The organism is Nonomuraea sp. C10 (assembly GCF_008017515.1).
Taxonomy (GTDB): Bacteria; Actinomycetota; Actinomycetes; order Streptosporangiales; family Streptosporangiaceae; genus Nonomuraea; species Nonomuraea ferruginea.
Map to the genome: position 1 here is coordinate 4,769,083 of NZ_VPFF01000001.1, position 19,740 is coordinate 4,788,822.

Genomic DNA, 19,740 nt, shown 5'->3' on the forward strand with positions numbered 1-19,740 from the left:
ACTGATAAGGATCACTAGGGGCTCTTTCGAGTGACGGGTCCTTGGTGTGACCCGCTACACCTTACCGGCGCTCGTTGTGGGGACCGTCGCTGCCGGGGAAGGCGCCCTGCGGGGCCTCGCCGCCGAACGGGTTGGGGTTGCCGGGCAGAGGCTGCTGGCCGCCCTGGGGCACGGCGTGCGACATGGCCGGCGCGCCGGAGGGACCGCCCGACATGACCGGGAACCCGCCGCTGCCCTCCGCTGAGACGTTCAGCTCGGCGAGCTGGTTCTCCAGGTAGAGCTTGAGGCGGCTGCGGTACTCGCGCTCGAAGCTGCGCAGCTCCTCGACCTTGCGCTCGAGCTCGTCGCGGGTCTGGACGAGGGAGCCCATCGCCTGGCGGTGCCGCTCCTGGGCGTCGCGCTCGAGCGTCTCGGCGCGGGCGCGGGCGTCGCCGATCACCTGCTCGGCCTGGCGGCGGGCCTTGGTGAGGATCTCGTCGGCCTCGCGGCGGGCGCGGGTCACGGTCTCGTCCGCCTCCCGGCGGGCGTCGGCGATCGCCTGGTCGGCCGTCTGCTGGGCGAGGGCGAGCACGCGGGCGGCGGTGTCCATGTTGTCTTCGGCGGGCGGCATGTTCATGCCCACCGGGACCGGCTGCGGCTGCTGATGCTGCGGCGGCTCCGGCGCGCGCATGGGCTCCGGCTGGGGCGGCGCCATCATCTCAGGCTTGGGCTGCTCCTGCACGGGCGCGGAGGCCATGGGCATGTTCATGCCACCAGGCACTTTGCCGCGCATGCACTCGGAAAGCTTGGCACGCAGCTCTTCGTTCTCTTGGATCAAGCGGTCAAGCTCAGCCTCGACTTCGTCGAGGAAGGCGTCGACCTCTTCCTCGTCGTAGCCCGGTCGGAGCCGGGTAGTACTGAACTGCTTGTTCCGCACATCAGCGGGCGTAAGCGGCATTTTGGTCTCCTTGGCGCGCTTGGAGTCTGTCCGGAGGGACGGTCACCCGAATCACTTCAGCGCGGACACGAGTTGGATCATGACCGGGTGCCCTGCAGACCTCGTCACGGACCGAACGATCCTACGACGTTGATCAAGATCAACACGACGATGAAGAGGACTGTGAAGCTTAGGTCAAAGGCCACCGTACCCAACCGCAGTGGGGGAATGAAACGGCGGAGGAACTTGAGAGGCGGGTCGGTCGCGGTGTACGTGACCTCCGCCAGCACGAGCACGACCCCGGTGGGCCGCCACGAGCGGGCGAACGCCTGCACCGTCTCGAAGATCATCCTGCCGATGAGAAGCACCAGGTAGAGAGACAGGACTACGACCAAGATCTGGCTGACTATCCCCACGGTCCGGCCGCGCCTCCACTTCTGATGTACTCCCCCGGTCTCGGCGAGACCCGGTTGAGTCCGATTGACATACAGAGCACTCTAACTCTGGTTGAAGAACCCGCGTTCCGCGATTCGAGCCTTGTCCTCGGCGGTCACCTCGACATTGGCAGGGGACAACAGGAACACCTTGTTGGTAACACGTTCAATGCTTCCATGTAGGCCAAAGACCAGACCTGCCGCGAAATCGACGAGCCGTTTTGCGTCGCTGTCGACCATCTCAGTCAGGTTCATGATGACGGGGGTGCCGTCACGGAAGTGCTCGCCGATGGTTCGGGCTTCATTGTACGTGCGGGGATGCAGGGTGGTGATCCGGGCCAGGTCGGTGGTACGGCGCTCAAGGACAGTGGTGGCCGGCCTGGGGGCGGGAACGGACGGATCGGTGTCCTCCTCCCGGTCCTGGACCGTGACAGGCCGGTCCTCGCCCGCGCGCTGGACGTCGTCCTCGTACGGGTAGTCGTCGGGGTAGGTCTCGTACCTCTCGTAGCGGTCGTCCTCCACGAGACCGAGGTAGACCGCCATCTTGCGCATCGCGCCGGCCATCGCTAAGTCGTCCTCCTGCTCATGGTCGCACTCGCTCGGGCCTGTCGCCGGGTCCGAGGCGGTAGCCGTACCCCCTTGGAGCTCACCGCTGATCGACCTCTACCGGATCATGGGCCTGAAGACCCACTTGAGGGGACATTACCTGACGAAGAGCTTCCGACGGCCGAGCAACGCCGTACCGACCCGCACGTGTGTCGCGCCGTGGGCGATGGCCTCCGTCAGATCGTCGCTCATCCCCGCGGAAATCATCGTGGCACGTGGGTGCCTCTCCTGTACGGCCACCGCGACATCACGCAGCCTCGCGAACGCCTTGGCCGGATCCTCGCCCAGCGGCGCCACCGCCATGACCCCGCCGAGCCGCAGACCGGGAGCGCCGGCGATCAGGTCGGCCAGCGCCGGCACGTCGGCCAGGACGGCGCCGCCGCGCCCCGGGTCGTCGTCGAGCGCCACCTGCACCAGGCAGCAGACCTCCCTGCCCCGCTTGACGGCCTCCCCGCTGATCGCCCTCGCCAGCCGGGGCCGGTCCACCGAGTGGATCACGTCGGCGTACCCCACCACCGAGCGGACCTTGTTCGTCTGCAACTGACCGACGAAGTGCCAGGTCAGCGGCAGGTCGGCGCACTCGCGCGCCTTCGGCGCGGCCTCCTGGTCGCGGTTCTCGCCCACGTCGCGCAGGCCCAGCCCGGCCAGGATCCGCACGTCGTCGGCCGGGTACGTCTTGGTCACGGCGATCAGCGTCACCTCGTCCCGGTCCCGCCCCGCCGCCCGGCACGCCTCGGCGATCCGCTCGTCCACCTCGGCCACGCGCGAGGCGATCTCTTCCTTCCGCACGCCTCTCCTTCCTGTCAGCCCATTCTCCCCCGCACACCACGCACCCGCCTGAGGGGAGGACCCCCGGGACGCCCCGGCGCCCCGCCTTCCACCGGCAGCCCCGCGAACGGGGCCTGACATGGCGGCGCCGCTCCCGTACCGCGTCACGGGGTGCGCAGGCGGAGGGAGCGGCGGCCGGGTGGAACGGTTACTTGAGGAAGTCGGGGACGTCGAGTTCCTCCTCCTGCTCCTCGAAGACCACCGGACGACGTTTGCCGGGCTCCGACATGCGGGAGGTGATGGGCGTGGGCGGATTGGCAGGCTCCGGAGCGGGGCGCGGGATCGACACCGGACCGGAAGGCCCGTCAGCCGGCGTCTCGTCGGCGGAGGAGGCCGGGGCGGGGTCCTGGACGCTCTCCGCCGGACGCACCGGCTCGGGGCGGGGCTCCGGGCGCGGCTCGGTGCGTGGTTCCGTACGGGGCTCCTGGCGGAAGTCCGTACGGGGCTCCGGCCTGAAGTCGGAGCGCGGCTCGGGACGGGGCTCGGGACGCGACTCCTGGCGGAAGTCGGAGCGCGGCTCCTGGCGGAAGTCCGTACGGGGCTCCGGCCTGAAGTCGGAGCGCGCCTCGGGGCGCGCGGGCTCCGGCTTGGGCGGCGTCGGCGCGCTGGAGCGCAGCCCGGACGGCGGCACGCTGGAGGCGGCGCCGGTGCCGCTCGCGGCGGCGGGGCGGGTCTGCGGGCGCGGCGCCTGCTTGTCGTTCTGCGGCACGTCGTCGAACCCGGCGGCGATCACGGTGACCCGCACCTCGTCGCCCAGCGCGTCGTCGATGACCGTGCCGAAGATGATGTTGGCGTCGGGCGCGGCCGCCATGGACACGAGCTGCGCCGCCTCGTTGATCTCGAACAGGCCGAGGTCGGAGCCGCCCGCGATCGACAGCAGCACGCCGTGGGCGCCGTCGATGCTGGCCTCCAGCAGCGGGCTGGAGACGGCCATCTCGGCGGCGGCCACCGAGCGGTCGTCGCCGCGCGCGTGGCCGATGCCCATGAGCGCCGAGCCGGCGCCGGACATGACGGACTTCACGTCGGCGAAGTCGAGGTTGATCAGACCGGGCGTGGTGATCAGGTCGGTGATGCCCTGCACACCGGAGAGCAGCACCTGGTCGGCGGCCTTGAACGCGTCGAGGACGCTGACCTGCCGGTCGGAGATCGACAGCAGCCGGTCGTTGGGGATCACGATGAGGGTGTCGACCTCGTCGCGCAGCGTCTCGATGCCGGCCTCGGCCTGCATGGCCCGGCGGCGGCCCTCGAAGCTGAACGGCCGGGTGACCACGCCTATGGTCAGGGCGCCCAGAGAGCGCGCGATGTTGGCCACGACGGGGGCGCCGCCCGTGCCGGTGCCACCGCCCTCACCCGCCGTGACGAAGACCATGTCGGCCCCCTTGAGGACCTCCTCGATCTCCTCGCGGTGGTCTTCGGCCGCCTTGCGCCCCACGTCGGGGTTGGCCCCCGCGCCGAGGCCGCGCGTGAGCTCGCGGCCCACGTCCAGTTTGACGTCGGCGTCACTCATCAGCAGCGCCTGGGCGTCGGTGTTTATCGCGATGAACTCGACGCCCTTGAGTCCCTCTTCGATCATCCGGTTGACGGCGTTGACTCCGCCGCCGCCGATGCCGACGACCTTGATGACCGCGAGGTAGTTCTGCGGTGCTGCCACGACGAGGGGCCTTTCCGCTCGTTGACTTGCCATTTCGGTGCGGATTGTCTCCGCGTCTTGTCAGTTCGGGTAACTCTCAACCTCAAGTTGAGATTTAGATTTATGTCAACCTGAGGATTGATACGGACAGTAGGAGTTACGCTCCGGGCGGGTCAACTAACCGCGCCGCAAGCACGTCCGGCGTGTCGCGGGCTGTCCGTTTCGCTCTGACGTCTTGCCTGGTCGGGTACTCCCTGCCGCTCTACCCGATCTACAGGCTCTCACGTCGCGCCTGCTGCCCGGCACAGGCTCGGCGACACGCCTGGCGGGAAGTCGCCGTGTTTCCCGGGTACGCGCGATGCTTCGCGGCGTCTTATCCGGAATTGGATCACTTGAGGGTCACCACGTCCGGAGAGCTCACGTCGTACACCTCGGCCTTGCGCTTCAACAGGCTCCGCAGGATGCGCGCCTTGGCCTCGGGCCGGTCGGTGCCGCCCCAGACGACGGTGCGCCCGTCGGACAGGCCCAGGGTGACGTCCTCCCCCGTCGTGGCGCTGACCTGGCGAACCCGCCCCGAGATGCTCGCCGGCAGGCCGCGCACCACGTCCAGCGCCGCCATGGTGGCGGGGTCGCCGACGGCCGGACTGGCCACCTTCAGCACCGGCAGCATGGGCGGCGCCACGTCGCGCAACTCGATGACCGCCCCGGTCTTGTCGATGACGGCGATCTTGTCTCCGGCCGGGATCTGCGCGACCGGCTCCCGCTCGACCACCTCTATGCGGAGCGTGGCGGGCCAGACGCGGTCGACCTTCGCGGAGGCGACCTGACGGATGCCGCGGACCCGGTCCTCGACCTGTGCCAGATCGACGGTGGCGAGCGGGTGCAGATCGGGCACCGCCGCGGCTTTCCTCACCACATCGGGCGCTAGTGTGACATTTCCCACGATCTCCACCGTCCGGACTCCGAGCACCGGCGAGAAGAACACCAGCCACGCCGCCGTGCCCACCACGCCGGCGGTGAGCAGGACCAGGAAGACCTTGCGAGCGGTCACCGCGCCCCCGGCTCAGCGCGACAGGGCCGCGACGATCCGCGGCCCCAGCTCGGTGACGTCTCCGGCGCCCATGGTGAGCACGAGGTCACCCGGCCTGGCCCGGCCCGCGACGAAGTCGGCCACCGCCGACCGGTCCGGCACGTAGGCCACCCGCTCGGCGGGCAGCGGGACCAGACCGGCCACCAGGGCCCCGGACACGCCCGGCTCGGGATCCTCGCGGGCGCCGTACACGTCCAGCACGATCGCCTCGTCGGCCAGCCCGAGCGCGGTGCCGAACTCGTCGGCGAAGAACCGGGTGCGCGAGTAGAGGTGCGGCTGGAAGATCGCGATGACCCGGCCGTCGCCGGAGTAGGAGGCGACCACGTCGCGCGCCGCTCTGAGGTCGGCGGCCAGCTCGGTCGGGTGATGGGCGTAGCTGTCGAACACCACGACCCCGCCGGCCTCGCCCTTGGCCTCGAAGCGCCGCTTGGCCCCGGTGAAGGCCGCCAGCCCGTCTCTGATCTCCTCGAACGGCAAGCCCAGCTCGTCGGCCACGGCGATCACCGCGGTGGCGTTGAGCGCGTTGTGCGCCCCGGGGACGGCCAGCCGCACCTCGCCCTTGCTCGCGCCCGGCCCCTCGACGGTGAAGACGGTGCCGAACCCGTCGGGCCTGACCCCGGAGATCCGGTAGTCGGCGGCGGTCCCGTACGTCACCACGCGCTTGCCGCGGCGGCGGGCCACCTCGGCCACCTCGGCCGCGCCCGGGTCGTCGGCGCAGACCACGAGGAGCTCGCCGACCCGGTCGACGAACCGGGCGAAGCTGTCGTGCACGGCGCGCGGGTCGCCGTAGTTGTCGAGATGGTCGGCCTCCACGTTGGTGACCACGGCGATCTCCGGGGCCAGCATGAGGAACGAGCCGTCGCTCTCGTCGGCCTCGGCCACGAACACCTGGCCCGAGCCCTCGTCGGCGCCCAGGCCCGTCGTGACGAGCTGGCCGCCCACGCAGTAGGACGGGTCGGCGCCGCACTTCTGCAGGGCGACGGTGAGCATCGAGGTGGTGGTGGTCTTGCCGTGGGTGCCGGCGATCGCCACGCCGGTGCGGCCGGACATCACGGCGGCGAGCGCGGCGGCCCGCGGGATGACCCGCAGCCGCTGCTTGAGCGCCTCGCCCAGCTCGGGGTTGGAGTCGCGGATGGCGGTGGACACCACCACGGTGTCGACGTCCTTGATGTGCGAGGCGGCGTGGCCGATGTGCACGGTCGCGCCCAGCTCGCGCAGCTCGGTGACCAGCTCGCCGCTGCGGGCGTCGCTCCCGGACACGCGCACGCCGCGCTTGAGAAGGATCCGCGCGATGCCGGACATGCCCGCACCGCCGATGCCGATGAAGTGGACCCTGCCCAGTTCTTCCGCGGCGACGGGATCGACCAGCTTGACGAGACTCATCGGACTATCTCCAACACTTTCCTGGCGAGCGTGACGTCCGCGTCCTTCATGCCCAGCGCCGAGGCCGCCTCTGACATGACGGCGACCCGTTCGGGGTCATGGAGAAGGGGCAGCACGTGATCAATGATCCAATCAGATGACAGTTCGGCGTCGTCCACCAACATGCCGCCCGCGCCCGCCGTGACGCGCTCGGCGTTCATCCGCTGCTCGCCGTTGCCGTGCGGCAGCGGCACGTACGCGGCGGGCAGGCCGACGGCGGTGAGCTCGGCGCAGGTGAGCGCGCCGCTGCGGCACAGCGCCACGTCGGCGGCCGCGTAGGCGAGGTCCATCCGGTCGAGGTACGGCAGCAGGACGTACTGAGGGTCGCCGGGCGGCGGCTCGTGCTCGACGGTGTTCTTGGCGCCGACCACGTGCAGCACCTGCACCCCCGCGGCGCGCAGGGCGGGCGCGGCCGCCAGCGCGGCGTCGTTGATCGACCTGGCGCCCTGGGAGCCGCCGAACACCAGCAGCGTCGGCCGGTCGGTCTGCAGCCCGAACCAGGAGCGGGCCCTGTCGCCCATGGACAGCCGGTCGAGCTCGACGATCTGGCGGCGCAGCGGGGTGCCGATGTATTCGGCCTTGGCGATCGAGGCGTCGGGGAAGCCGGTGAAGACGTGGTCAGTGAGCTTGGCGCCGAGCCGGTTGGCCAGGCCGGGCTTCGGGTTGGCCTCGTGGACCACGATCGGCAGGCCGCGCCGCTTGGCGGCGAGGTAGGCGGGGGTGGCGACGTAGCCGCCGAAACCGACCAGGATGTCGGCCCGCGTCCGGTCGAGGACGGCGGCGACCGCGTTGACCGCCCCGGCGAGGCGGCCGGGGACGGTCAGCAGCTGCGGCGTGAGCGCCCTGGGCAGCGGCACGGCCGGCACCAGCTCCAGCTCGTAGCCCCTGGCCGGGACGAGACGGGTCTCCAGCCCCCGCTCGGTGCCCACGCAGGTCACGCCGATGCTCGCGTCGAGGCGGCGCAGCGCGTCGGCCAGGGCGAGCGCCGGCTCGATGTGCCCGGCCGTCCCGCCACCGGCGAGGACCACCCTCATGTCGGTCACTCCCTAACGTCTTCCTCGGCCTCTGGTCATACCCCCCAGGCCAAGCCAGCTTAGGGCCCGCACGGCCGGTCCGGGGCCACGCGCGGCCAGAGCCTCACGCGCCCCCGGCTCCCGCTTGGCGAACGACAGCAGCATGCCCAGCGCCGCCAGCGTGGGCAGCAGCGCGGACCCGCCGTAGGAGACCAGCGGCAGCGGGATGCCGGTGATCGGCAGGACCCCGAGCACCGCGCCCATGTTGACGATGGCCTGCCCGACGACCCAGGCCACGACCGCGACGGAGACCAGCCGGACGAACGCGTCGTTGACCCGGGAGGCCACCCGCAGTCCCGCGTACCCGAGCAGGCCGAACAGCGCCACCACAAGCAGCGTGCCCATCAGCCCGAGCTCCTCGCCGAGGATGGCGAAGATGAAGTCGCTCTCGCCGTGCGGCAGCCAGTCCCACTTCTGCCTGCTGCTGCCGAGCCCGAGCCCGAACCAGCCGCCCGAGCCCATCGCGATCTGCCCCTGCACGGCCTGGTAGCCCGCGCCCTGCGCGTCGGCCCACGGGTCGAGGAAGGCGCCGACGCGGGCCAGCCGGTAGGGCTCCACGGTGATCATGATGACGGCGGCCAGCACGGCGAGCGAGAGGATGCCGCCGAACAGCTTGACCGGCGCCCCCACCACCCACAGCAGCGCCAGGAAGATCAGGAACAGCACGAGCGTGGTGCCGAGGTCGCTGCCGAGCATGACCAGGATGGCCAGGATGGCGGTGCCCGGCAGCAGCGGGATGAGCATCTGCCGCCACTCGATGCGGCCCTTGCGCACCCGCCGCGCCAGCAGGTCGGCCCCCCACAGCGCCAGCCCGAGCTTGGCCGGCTCGGACGGCTGGACGGTGAACGGGCCGAAGTAGATCCACCGCTGCGCGCCCAGCTCGGACGAGCCGATGAACAGCACCAGGACCAACGCGATGATCGACAACGCCATCAGCGGATAGCCCATCCACCGGAAGAACCGGTAGGGCAGCTGCGTGAAGAACCACATGATGGGCAGCCCGACAGCCGCCGACAGCGACTGCTTGATGAACCAGTAGAACGGGTTGCCCGTCTCCTGCATCGCCTCGATGCTGGAGGCGGAGAGCACCATCATCAGCCCGAGCGCGAGCAGCAGCAGGCTGCACCCGAGGATCAGGTAGTAGGTCGCCAGCGGCTTGTCGAGAAGCTCCTTGAGCGTGCCGAGCCGCTCGCGGGCCCAGGTGGACGGCTGCTGCGTGGCGGCCGGGCGGGCGGGCTCGGCGCGTTCGGCGCGTTCGCCTGTGGCCGTGCTCACGTGCCCGCCTCCAAGGCGCGTACGGCTCGCGCGAAGGCCTCCCCTCGGGCCGGGTAGCCGGGGAACATGTCCAGCGAGGCGCCCGCCGGGGCGAGCAGCACGGTGTCCCCGGGGGAGGCGAGGCGGGAGGCTTCGGTCACGACACGGTCCATCACACCAGTGTCCTGACCTTCGATGTCCACGACGGGGACATTCGGCGCGTGTCGCGCGAGAGCTTCGGCGATCCTGGCCCGGTCGGCGCCGAGCAGGACGGCTCCGCGCAGCCGCGGCGCGGCCTGGCTGACCAGGTCGGCCACGTCGGCGCCCTTGAGCTGCCCGCCGGCCACCCACACGATCGACGGGTAGGACGCCAGCGCGGCCGCGGCGGCGTGCGGGTTGGTGGCCTTGGAGTCGTCCACGTAGTCGACCTCGGCGACCCTGGCGACGTGCGCCAGTCGGTGCGGGTCGGGCGTGAAGTCCCGCAGGCCCTGCCGCACCGCTTCCGCCGGCACGCCGAACGCGCGGGCCAGCGCGGCGGCGGCCAGGGCGTTGGCGACGTTGTGGGGCGCGAGCGGGCGCACGTCGGCGAGCGTGGCGAGCTCCTCGGCCGCCTCCACGGGGTCGCCGACGAAGGCCCTGTCGACCAGCAGGTCCTCGACCAGGCCGACCTGGCCCGGCCTGGGGACGCGCAGCGTGAACCCGACCGCGCCGGGGTACGGCCCGGCCAGCCTGGCGCACTCCGGGTCGTCGGCGTTGTAGATCACGGTGCCGGCCCGTTCGAAGACGCGCCCCTTGGCGGCCGCGTAGGCGTCCATCGAGCCGTGCCAGTCGAGGTGGTCGGGCGCCACGTTGAGCACGGCCGCGGCGTGCGGGGCGAGCGTGGCCGACCAGTGGAGCTGGAAGCTGGACAACTCGACCGCGAGCACGTCGTACGGCTCGCGCACGGCTTCGACGACGGGCACGCCCACGTTGCCGACGGCGGCGGCCTTGTGACCGGCGGCGGTCAGCATGGCGGTGAGCATGCGCACGGCGGTGGTCTTGCCGTTGGTGCCGGTGAGCGCCAGCCAGGGGGCGGGCTCGGCGGGCCGCAGCCGCCAGGCGAGCTCCACCTCGCCGATCACCTCGACGCCCGCCGACAGGGCGGCGGCGATCAGCGGGTGGTGCGGCGCCCAGCCTGTGGTGACCAGCCGGGTGGTGCCCTCGGGCAGCGACAGCGGGCCGAGCCGGACCTCCACGCCGCGGCCGGACAGCTCCGCCGCCGCGGCCAGCTGCCGCTCTCCCCCGCCGGACTCCACGACCACCACGCGCTCGCCCCGCCCGGCGAGGGCCCTGGCGACGGCGGTGCCGGACACGCCCAGCCCGGCGACGCAGGTGAGACTCATCAGCGGGGCATCCATTCGACGTAGAACAGGCCGAGCCCGAGCGCCGCGCACAGGCCGGCGATCAGCCAGAAGCGGACCACGATCGTGGTCTCGGCCCAGCCCTTGAGCTCGAAGTGGTGCTGCAGCGGCGCCATCCGGAACACCCGTTTGCCGGTCATCTTGAAGAAGCCGACCTGGATGATCACCGACAGCGTGATGACCACGCAGAGCCCGGCGAGGAGGATGAGCAGCAGCTGGGTGCGGGTGGCGATGGCCAGGCCGGCCAGCACGCCGCCGAGGGCCAGCGAGCCGGTGTCGCCCATGAAGATCTTGGCGGGCGGGGCGTTCCACCACAGGAAGCCGACGAGCGCGCCGAGCACCGAGGCGGCGACCACGGCCAGGTCGAGCGGGTCGCGCACCCAGTAGCAGTTGGGGCCGAGCTGGTCGATGCAGTTGTTGCGGAGCTGCCAGTTGCCGATGAGCACGTACGCGCCGAGCACCACGCCGGTGGCGCCGCTGGCCAGGCCGTCGAGGCCGTCGGTGAGGTTCACCGCGTTGGAGAACCCGACGATCATGATGAGCACCCAGATGGTGAACCCCACGATGCCGATCGACGGCCCGAAGTCGCGCAGGAAGGAGAGCCGGGTGTCGGCGGGGGTGATCTGGTAGATGTTCGGCTGCTGGGTGACCAGCACGGCGAAGATCGCGCCCACGATGAGCTGGCCGAACGCCTTGGCGCCGCTGCGCAGGCCGAGGCTGCGCTGCTTGTAGATCTTGATGAAGTCGTCGAGGAAGCCGACGGCGCCGAGCCCGGTCATCAGGAACAGCACGAGCAGGCCGGAGGCGGTGACCGGCTCCAGCGTGGCCAGGTGGGAGGCGCCGTAGGCGAGCAGCGAGCCGAGCACGATGACGGTGCCGCCCATGGTGGGGGTGCCGCGCTTGCCATGGTGGCCGGACGGACCCTCCTCGCGGATCTCCTGGCCGTAGCCGCGCCTGGAGAACACCCGGATGGCCAGGGGGGTGCCGAGCATCGACAGGACGAGCCCGACGGCGCCGGCGATGATGATGTTGGTCACCGGCCTGCACCTCCCAGCAGGAGCTCGGCGGTGCGCTCCAGGCCCATGGCGCGCGGGCCCTTCACGAGCACGACGTCGCCGGGCCGCAGCCACGGGCCGAGCTCGGCGGCGGCGGCCTGGGCGTCGGGCACGTGCACGATGCGGGGCAGCGGGGTGCCCGGGGGCCCGCCCCGCTGGGCCTGCTCGGCGCCCGCGTGGGCGCCTTGGAGCACCGGGCCCGCGTCGGGGCCGGCCACGATGAGCCCGGTCAGGCCGCCCGCGCCGGCCAGGCGGCCGACCTCGGTGTTCAGCGCCTCGCTGTCTTCGCCCAGCTCGCGCAGGGCGGCGATGACCGCGAACCGCCGCCGGTCGCGCCCGAGCACGGCGAGCGTCTCGAACGCGGCCCGCATCGAGTCGGGGTTGGCGTTGTAGGCGTCGTTGACGATCGTCACGCCGTCGGGGCGGTCGGTGACCTCCATCCGCCACCGGCTGCGCGGCTCGGCCGCCGACAGCTCCTCGGCGATGGCGGCGACGGGCAGGCCCAGCTCGTAGCCCGCGGCGGCGGCGGCCAGCGCGTTGTCGACCGCGTGTGCTCCGTACAGCCTGAGCCTGACGGGGGCGGCGCCGGAGGGGGTGCGGAGCGTGAACGAGGCGCGCCCGCGCTCGTCGGCGACGACGTCCTCGGCGCGGATGGCCGCGTGCTCGCCGCGCCCGAACAGGGTGACGCGCGCGTCGGTGCGCGTGGCCATGGCGTGGACCAGCGGGTCGTCGGCGTTGAGCACCGCGACGCCGGTGCGCGGCAGCGCCTCGACCAGCTCGCCCTTGGCCTTGGCGATGGCCTCCTTGCCGCCGAACTCGCCGATGTGGGCGGTGCCGACGTTGAGGACCACGCCGATCGTGGGCGGGGCGATGCGGGCCAGGTCGGCGATGTTGCCGATGTGGCGGGCGCTCAGCTCCAGCACCAGGTAGCGGGTGTCGAGGCCGGCCTTGAGCACGGTGAGCGGGTGGCCGATCTCGTTGTTGTGGTTTCCGGCCGGGGCGATCGTCGGGCCGATCCTGGCGGTCAGCCGCGCGAGGAGGTCCTTGGTGGTGGTCTTGCCCGCCGAGCCGGTCACCCCGATCACGGTCGCGTCCGGCAGCGACGCGGCCTGCGCGGTCGCCAGCTCGGCCAGCGCGGCCGTGGTGTCGGGCACGATGACGGCGGGCGCCTCGACGGGGCGGCCGGCCAGCACCGCGACGGCGCCGGCCCGCACGGCCTGCGCCGCGTAGTCGTGCCCGTCGACGCGGGCGCCTCTGAACGCGACGAAGAGGGATCCCGGCTCGACGGCCCGCGAGTCGATCACGACGGGGCCGCGCACCACGGCGCGGGGGTCGGCCATGCCCGACAGCGCGCCCGAGGTTATCTCGGCGATCCTGGCCAGAGGCAACGGGATCATTCGTACTTCCTGCTTTCCTTGCGTGCGTCGATCGCTGCGGCGACCACCTCCCTGTCGTCGAAGGGGATCACCTCGCCTGAAACGTACTGGCCCTGCTCGTGGCCCTTGCCTGCCACGACTATGACGTCACCGCGCGTGGCGCGGTTCACCGCGAGGTCGATGGCGGCCGCGCGGTCGGGCTCAATGATCACATGAGCGCGCTCCTCGCGGGGCACGCTCAGCGCCCCTTCCATCATCTCGGCCAGGATGGCCAGCGGATCCTCGGAGCGGGGGTTGTCGCTGGTGAGAACCGCCACATCGGCCAGCCGCGCGGCGGCCTCGCCCATGAGCGGCCGTTTGCCCCTGTCGCGGTCGCCGCCGCAGCCGAGCACGACGGTGAGCCGGCCCGCGGTCACCTCGCGGAGCGAGCGGAGCACCGACTCCACGGCGCCGGGTTTGTGCGAGTAGTCGACGACGGCCTGGAACTCGTCGCCGGCGCCGGTGACCCGCTCCATCCGGCCGGGCACCCCGGTGAGGGTGCCGACGCCGTGGACCGCGGTCTGCAGCGGCACGCCGGCCTCGACCAGGGTGACGACGGCGCCGAGGGCGTTGGCGACGTTGAACGGGCCGGGCAGCGCGATCTGCGCGTCGGCCTCGACGCCGCCGGGGCCGACGATCCTGAAGGCGCTGCCGTCGGCGCCCAGCCGGGCGTCGAGCGCCCGCCACTCGGCGCCTGGGTCGCCCTGGGCGGAGAAGGTGGTCATCGGCACCTTGGCCAGGCGCAGCAGCTCGCGCCCGTGGGGGTCGTCGACGTTGGTCACGCCGATCCGGCTCAGCTCGGGCTGGAAGAGCTTGGCCTTGGTGGCGAAGTAGTCGTCGAGGTCCTTGTGGAAGTCGAGGTGGTCCTGCGACAGGTTGGTGAACAGCGCCACGTCGTAGAAGACGCCGTCGACGCGGTTGAGCGCGAGCGCGTGGCTGGAGACCTCCATGGCGGCCGCGGTGACGCCCTGCTCGCGCATGAGCGCGAACAGGCCGTGCAGATCCGACGCCTCCGGGGTGGTGAGCCCGGCCTCGAAGCACAGGTCGCCGGCGTGGATCTCGACGCCGCCCACCAGGCCGGTGCGCAGGCCCGCCGCGCGCAGCCCGGCCTCCAGCAGGAACGTGGTGGTGGACTTGCCGCTGGTGCCGGTGACGCCGAGGACCGTGATGTCGCGGGCCGGGTGACCGTAGACCCAGGCGGCGACCTGGCCGAGCAAAGCGCGCGGATCGGGCACGACGAGCACCGGCAGGCCGGTGGCGACGGCCGCGTCGCGGCCCGCGGCGTCGGTCAGGACGGCCACGGCGCCGCGCGCCATCGCCTCGGCGGAGAAGTCGGCGCCGTGCGCGCGCGCACCGCGCAGCGCGACGTAGAGGTCTCCGCGCCGCGCCTGGCGGGAGTCGTGGGTGACGCCGGTGAGCGCGGCGTGCGGCGACCGCGCGGTGCCGGTCTCGGCATCGAGCATGGTCGCCAGCGCGGTCAGCGGGCGCGGCGGGCTGTCGGTGGGACGCATGGACGGGGGACGCACGGCGGCAGCGTACCCTCCCCTCTCACTGCTCCGCGCCCGCGCGCGCCGGAGACGCGGCAGAGCCTGTAGGCGGGATCTTCCTGCTCTTGAGAGCGAACGTCATCACATCCTTGAACACCGGGGCCGCGATCTGACCGCCGTAGTGGCCGTTCTTCGGGTTCTGCAGCACCGACAGCACCACCAGGCGGGGCGCGTCGGCGGGCGTGAAACCGGCGAACGAGGCGGTGTAGCCGTCGTAGCGGCCGAGTTCGGCATCGTAGCGGTTCGCGGTGCCGGTTTTGCCCGCCACCCGGTATCCCGGGATGGCGGCCAGCTCGCCGGTGCCCTGCGCGCCGACCGCGTCCTCGAGCATGGCGGTGATCTCCTTGGCGGTGGCCGTGCTGATGACCCTGGTCTTCTTTCCGGGCTTGGCCGGCGTGAACGTGCCGTCGGGGGCGGTGGTGCCGGCGACGATCCTCGGCTCGACCTTCACGCCGCCGTTGGCGATCGTCTGGTAGACGCTGGCCATCTGCAGCGCGGTCACCGACACGCCCTGCCCGTAGGCGATCGTGCAGCTCTGGCTGCCCGACCACTTGTCGTGGTGCGGCAGCAGACCGGCCCCGGCGCCCGGCATGTCGCCGCCGGGTTTGGTGCCGAACCCGAACGCCTTGAGCATGTCGTACAGGCCCTCGCTGCCGACCCTGCGCGCCGCCATGACCGTGGCGACGTTGCTGGACTGCGCCATGGCCTGGGCGAAGGTCATGTCCTCCGGCGGGTGGGCGTGGGCGTCACGCAGCACCCGGTCGTAGCACTGGATGTTGTCCTTGACGTGGAAGACCGTGTCGGAGTCGACCACGCCGGCCTCCAGCGCGGCGGCGGCGGTGATCACCTTGTTGGTGCTGCCGGGCTCGAACACGTCGGCGGCGGCCCGGTTGAGGTAGTGAGCCTCGGGGGCCTCGCGCCAGTTGGCCAGGTCGAGCTCGGGGGCGTTGGCCATGGCGATGACGTCGGCGGTGCGCACGTCCATGACGATGACGGTGCCGCTGCTCGCGCCGGCGGATTCGACCTGCTCGCCGATCGCCTTCTGGGCGGCCCACTGGATGTCGCGGTCGATCGTCAGGCGCACGTCGCGGCCGTCGACGGGGGGTGTGCGCTGGCTGCCGGTCATCGGGATGCGCTGCAGGTCGCGGCCGGTCTCGATCTGCAGCTCGCCGTCGGTCCCGGCCAGCGCGGTGTTCTTCACCTGCTCGATGCCGGTCAGGCCGTCCTTGTCGTCGCCGACGAAGCCGATCAGGCTGCCCGCCAGGTCGCCGCCCGGGTAGACGCGGCGGAAGGTGCTGGTCGCGTTGAGCGACGGCACCGGCTCCTTGAGCAGCCGGTCGGCCACGGGCGGGGCGACGCCCCTGGCCAGCAGCTGGTAGCGGGTGTCGGTCCTGGCCAGCTTGGCGGCCATCTCCTCCACGGGCCTGCCGAGGGTGCGGGCGAGCAGCGAGGCCACGCCCTGCCTGACCTCGGCGGGGATCTTGGACGGGTCGATGGAGATGTCGCGCGCCTCGACCGTGAGCGCCAGGTTGTGCCCGTTGACGTCGGTGATGGAGCCGCGCTTGGCCGGGATCTTCTCGACGTGCAGGCGCTGCTTGGTCGCCGCGGCCTCGTAGACCTTGGAGTCGAGGCCCTGCATCTGGATGAGGCGGCCGGCGAAGATCGACAGGATGAAGGTCATGGCGATGAGGCCGATGCTGATGCGCCGCTTCGGGCTGCCGAGGCGGAGCACGAGCGGCGGCTTCGGCGGCGGGGGCGGCTTGCGGCCTCCGCCGCCCGCGCGCGGCCGCGCCCCGTCCTGAGGGTCGCGCCGCGCGCCTTCGCCGGCGCGGACGCGGGTGCCCCCACGGCCGCCCGCGTCCGTGCCGGCACGTGTCGCCGCGCGTGGCCCTTCTCCGGGGCGCGCGCGTCCGGCGTCCTCGTCCCGGGGACGCCGTACAGGGTTGTCGGCCTGGGTGCGGCGCGCCGAGCCGTCGTCTCGGCCGCGCGCGTCGCCGTCGCCGCGTGATCGGTCGTGCGGGGGACGCCGGGCGGTGTCGGAGGGCCTGCGGCGGAACGCGTCGTCCGGCCGCGCCTCCGTGTCACGCTGCCCGGCCCGGCCGCGCGAGGGGCCGGCGTCGCGCCGGTGGTCGCTCTCGTCCCTGCGGAACCGCTCTCCCCGGGCGGACCCCCCGCGTGCGCCTCCGGGAGACGCCTCACCATCACGCTGCCCGGCCCGGCCGCGCGACCGTTCCTCCGCGTGCGGGCCACCCGCTGGGAGGTCGTCCTCGCCCGGGCGGGAACCGCCCCGCTGGGAGGTACGGCCGCGCGACCGTTCGTCGGCGTGCGGGCCTCCAGTGGGGAGGTCGTCATCGCCGCGGCGTGGTCTCCCCTGCCCGGGGCGGGGCCGGCGTGGGCCGCCGGGAGCGGGGTCGTCGTCGGGAGCGTCGTCGTCGGCCGGGGAACCGCCCCGGGAGCGGGGAGTGTCGCCGAAGGGGAGGTGGAAGGGGTCGTCCGGGGACGCGGCACGGCCCGTGCCGGGGCGCCCCGCCCGTCCGGGACCGCCCGGCGTACGACGAGCGGCGCCGGGCCCTCCCTGAGAGCCGGCGCCGCCCCCGCCGCGACCGGGGCCCTGCCCCCTGCCGCCGGAGTCTCTCACCGTGCCGGGCCCGCCTGACTGGAGGCGGAGCCGTCGTAGTTGTTGACCGAGTCCCAGTCGCGGCGCATGTCGAGGTCCTCGGCCCGCTCGGCGACCCTGCCGGGGAGCTTCTCCTCCTCGATCTTGCGCTGGAGGTCCTCGTTCTGCTGGCGGGCGGTGGAGATCTCGTCGACCAGGTTGGAGGCGGTCATCGAGTCCTGCGCCAGGACGGTGTTGAGGAGCAGCAGGGTGACCAGGCCACCGCACAGCAGCCCGACGACGAGCAGCACGAACGGGGCGCGCTGGCGCCGCGCGGGCCGCCCGGCGGCGGGGCGCCGCGGGCGCGCCTGCTCGGGCCGACCGGCCTCGGGACGCGGCTTGCGCACGCCGGGACGCGCCCTGCGCGGCTCGGTGACGGTGCGCGACCCGCGCACGCCGGTCCCGGCCGCGCGCTCGTCGGTCTCCACGCGGGTGGCGCGGTCGCGCACGCCGGCCGCGCCACGGCTCGCGCGCGCGCCCGTCTCGCCGCGCGAGGGCGCCGGGCGGGCCGCGCGGGGCGCCGGCTCGTCGTCGGCGCGCGGGCGGCGCCTGGCCGCGTCGGGCCGCGGCTGCGGGACGGGCTTGGCCGGGTGCGGCGGCTCGGGCCTGCGCTGGCCGGTCTTGGCCCCAGTCGTGGGCACAGCGCCGCGGACGGGCGCGCCCCGCCTGGTCTCCTGCTCAGTCCTGGTCGTCAACACGGATCCTCTCTGCGGCCCTGAGCCGGGCCGAAGCCGCCCGCGGGTTGCGGGCCAGCTCTTCTTCGCTCGGGAGCTCGGCTCCCCTCGTCAGGGTGCGGAACCGCGGCTGGTGGGCCGGCAGCGGGACGGGCAGCCCCGGCGGGCTGGTGTCCCTGGTCCGCGCGGTGAGGACCTGCTTGGTGAGCCGGTCCTCCAGCGAGTGGTAGGAGAGCACGACGACCCTCCCGCCCAGTGCCAGCGCGTCGAGCGCGGCGGGCAGCGCCACCTCCAGGGCGGCGAGCTCCGCGTTGACCTCGATGCGCAGCGCCTGGAAAGTCCTTTTGGCGGGGTTTCCCCCGGTGCGCCGGGTAGCGGCGGGGATCGCGTCCCTCACGAGGTCCGCGAGCCGCTTCGTCGACGTGATGGGGTCCTTGGCGCGTTCCTTGACGATGAGGTGCGCGACCCGTGCCGCGAACCGCTCCTCGCCGTAGTCGCGCAGGATCCGGATCAGCTCGGCCGCGGAGTAGGTGTTGACCACCGTCTCCGCCGTGAGCTCCTGCTCGGTGTCCATCCGCATGTCCAGCGGGGCGTCATAGGAGTAGGCGAACCCGCGCGCCGCCTCGTCGAGCTGCGGCGAGGAGACGCCGAGGTCGAACAGCGCCCCGTCGATGGTGGTGCGCCCCGCCCCGGCCAGCACGGCGTCCAGCTCGTCGGACGAGGCGTGGACCAGCGTGGTGCGCCCGGCGTACGGCGCGAGCCTGCGCGTGGCGTACTCGATCGCGAAAGGGTCGCGGTCGATGCCGATCACGTGGAGTGAGGGGTGTGCGGCGAGCAGGGCCTCGGTGTGGCCGCCGAGCCCCAGATTGGCGTCGACGACGACGGGTGCGGGGCCGGAGGCGGACGCGGTGATCGCGGGCTCCAGCAGCTCCAGAACGCGTTCGAGCATGACCGGAACGTGACCGGTCGTGTCGGCGTCGTCGTGCATCTCCACCCCCCTTTCGCGTCCTGGCTCGCGGATGACGCGGCCGGTCGATGTGTCGGTTGTCCTGGGTCCCCACCCCGGCGCCGCCCGGCCAGGTCCCCATCCGCACCCTCTTCGTGGACGCCTGCCATCTGACACCGGGGAAGGTGCATCAGCTGGCCGGCAGTGGTTGCGGGTGGAGACCTCGCCGAACGACATCTCCGACGGCTCGACCGTTTGTTCACAAGATCCCTGGCAACACCTCCTCGGAGAGGTCGGCGAACGCCTGTTCCTGCTCGTTGAGATAGGTGTCCCAGGCCTGTGCGTCCCAGATCTCCAGACGGGTGTTGGCCCCGATGACGACGCAGTCACGCTCCAGGCCGGCGTACTGGCGCAGGCCCTGCGGAATGGTGACGCGCCCCTGTTTGTCTGGCTTCTCGTCGGACGCGCTGGCGAAGAAGACGCGGCTGTAGTCACGCACCGCTTTGGCGGTAACCGGGGCGGTCCTGAGAGCCTCGGTGATGCGCTGGAACTCCTCCACAGGAAAGACGTAGAGGCATCGCTCCTGGCCTTTGGTGATCACAAGACCCTCCGCCAGCTCCTCACGGTACTTAGCCGGCAGGAACAGCCGTCCCTTGTCGTCCAGACGCGGGTGATGGGTGCCGAGGAACATCGGCGCCACCTCCCGTGCCTCGTGAAGCGCTCGGCGCTGGTGCACCGCGCTCTCCACTGCGCACCACCATACTCCACTTCTCCCCACCGTCAACTGATTCGAA

At 72.4% G+C, this 19,740-nt stretch carries 17 protein-coding genes; all 17 read right to left on the reverse strand.

Annotated elements, in window-relative coordinates; translation table 11 throughout:
• Positions 1-61: 61 nt before the first annotated feature.
• Complete coding sequence (locus FR742_RS21935; RefSeq protein ID WP_148032668.1) at positions 62-937, reverse strand: DivIVA domain-containing protein; 876 nt, start codon at positions 935-937, stop codon at positions 62-64.
• Positions 938-1,041: 104 nt separating this feature from the next.
• Positions 1,042-1,332, reverse strand: a complete 291-nt coding sequence (locus FR742_RS21940) for a YggT family protein (protein ID WP_148032669.1) — start codon at positions 1,330-1,332, stop codon at positions 1,042-1,044.
• An 81-nt stretch (positions 1,333-1,413) separates the two neighbouring features.
• Positions 1,414-1,914, reverse strand: a complete 501-nt coding sequence (locus FR742_RS21945) for a cell division protein SepF (RefSeq protein WP_148032670.1) — start codon at positions 1,912-1,914, stop codon at positions 1,414-1,416.
• Positions 1,915-2,052: 138 nt separating this feature from the next.
• Entirely contained in the window at positions 2,053-2,745 is a 693-nt protein-coding gene (locus tag FR742_RS21950) for a YggS family pyridoxal phosphate-dependent enzyme (protein ID WP_261808669.1), read from the reverse strand.
• Positions 2,746-2,932: 187 nt separating this feature from the next.
• Positions 2,933-4,435 (reverse strand): cell division protein FtsZ, encoded by a 1,503-nt coding sequence (gene ftsZ, locus FR742_RS21955; RefSeq protein ID WP_148032672.1) that lies wholly within the window; start codon positions 4,433-4,435, stop codon positions 2,933-2,935.
• 367 nt (positions 4,436-4,802) lie between these two features.
• Complete coding sequence (locus FR742_RS21960) at positions 4,803-5,465, reverse strand: cell division protein FtsQ/DivIB (protein WP_148032673.1); 663 nt, start codon at positions 5,463-5,465, stop codon at positions 4,803-4,805.
• Between the two features lie 12 nt (positions 5,466-5,477).
• Positions 5,478-6,887 carry a UDP-N-acetylmuramate--L-alanine ligase gene (gene murC / locus FR742_RS21965; RefSeq protein ID WP_148032674.1) on the reverse strand — a complete coding sequence of 470 codons (1,410 nt, stop codon included), beginning with the start codon at positions 6,885-6,887 and terminating at the stop codon, positions 5,478-5,480.
• A complete protein-coding gene (gene murG, locus FR742_RS21970) occupies positions 6,884-7,960 on the reverse strand; it encodes an undecaprenyldiphospho-muramoylpentapeptide beta-N-acetylglucosaminyltransferase (RefSeq protein ID WP_148032675.1) in 1,077 nt (358 codons plus the stop codon). The genes murC and murG overlap by 4 nt, the downstream gene beginning before the upstream one ends.
• 12 nt (positions 7,961-7,972) lie before the next feature.
• A complete protein-coding gene (gene ftsW, locus FR742_RS21975; protein ID WP_148032676.1) occupies positions 7,973-9,274 on the reverse strand; it encodes a putative lipid II flippase FtsW in 1,302 nt (433 codons plus the stop codon).
• Positions 9,271-10,635: a UDP-N-acetylmuramoyl-L-alanine--D-glutamate ligase gene (murD, locus tag FR742_RS21980; RefSeq protein ID WP_148032677.1), complete on the reverse strand. Its 1,365-nt coding sequence runs from the start codon at positions 10,633-10,635 to the stop codon at positions 9,271-9,273. Before murD ends, ftsW begins: the two co-directional genes overlap by 4 nt.
• Positions 10,635-11,690: a phospho-N-acetylmuramoyl-pentapeptide-transferase gene (gene mraY, locus FR742_RS21985; protein WP_148032678.1), complete on the reverse strand. Its 1,056-nt coding sequence runs from the start codon at positions 11,688-11,690 to the stop codon at positions 10,635-10,637. The genes murD and mraY overlap by 1 nt, the downstream gene beginning before the upstream one ends.
• Complete coding sequence (gene murF / locus FR742_RS21990; protein WP_148032679.1) at positions 11,687-13,105, reverse strand: UDP-N-acetylmuramoyl-tripeptide--D-alanyl-D-alanine ligase; 1,419 nt, start codon at positions 13,103-13,105, stop codon at positions 11,687-11,689. Before murF ends, mraY begins: the two co-directional genes overlap by 4 nt.
• Positions 13,102-14,634: a UDP-N-acetylmuramoyl-L-alanyl-D-glutamate--2,6-diaminopimelate ligase gene (locus FR742_RS21995; protein ID WP_148034742.1), complete on the reverse strand. Its 1,533-nt coding sequence runs from the start codon at positions 14,632-14,634 to the stop codon at positions 13,102-13,104. Before FR742_RS21995 ends, murF begins: the two co-directional genes overlap by 4 nt.
• A gap of 37 nt (positions 14,635-14,671) precedes the next feature.
• On the reverse strand, positions 14,672-17,308 hold the full coding sequence (locus tag FR742_RS45920) for a penicillin-binding transpeptidase domain-containing protein (protein ID WP_261808670.1): 2,637 nt from the start codon (positions 17,306-17,308) through the stop codon (positions 14,672-14,674).
• The gene (locus tag FR742_RS22005) at positions 17,305-18,021 is read right to left on the reverse strand and encodes a hypothetical protein (RefSeq protein WP_148032680.1); all 717 of its coding nucleotides are present in this window, start codon (positions 18,019-18,021) and stop codon (positions 17,305-17,307) included. Before FR742_RS22005 ends, FR742_RS45920 begins: the two co-directional genes overlap by 4 nt.
• Positions 18,005-18,988, reverse strand: coding sequence for a 16S rRNA (cytosine(1402)-N(4))-methyltransferase RsmH (gene rsmH, locus FR742_RS22010; RefSeq protein ID WP_148032681.1), 984 nt, complete (start codon positions 18,986-18,988; stop codon positions 18,005-18,007). The genes FR742_RS22005 and rsmH overlap by 17 nt, the downstream gene beginning before the upstream one ends.
• Before the next feature lie 217 nt (positions 18,989-19,205).
• Complete coding sequence (gene mraZ, locus FR742_RS22015) at positions 19,206-19,637, reverse strand: division/cell wall cluster transcriptional repressor MraZ (RefSeq protein WP_148032682.1); 432 nt, start codon at positions 19,635-19,637, stop codon at positions 19,206-19,208.
• Between the last annotated feature and the right edge of the window lie 103 nt (positions 19,638-19,740).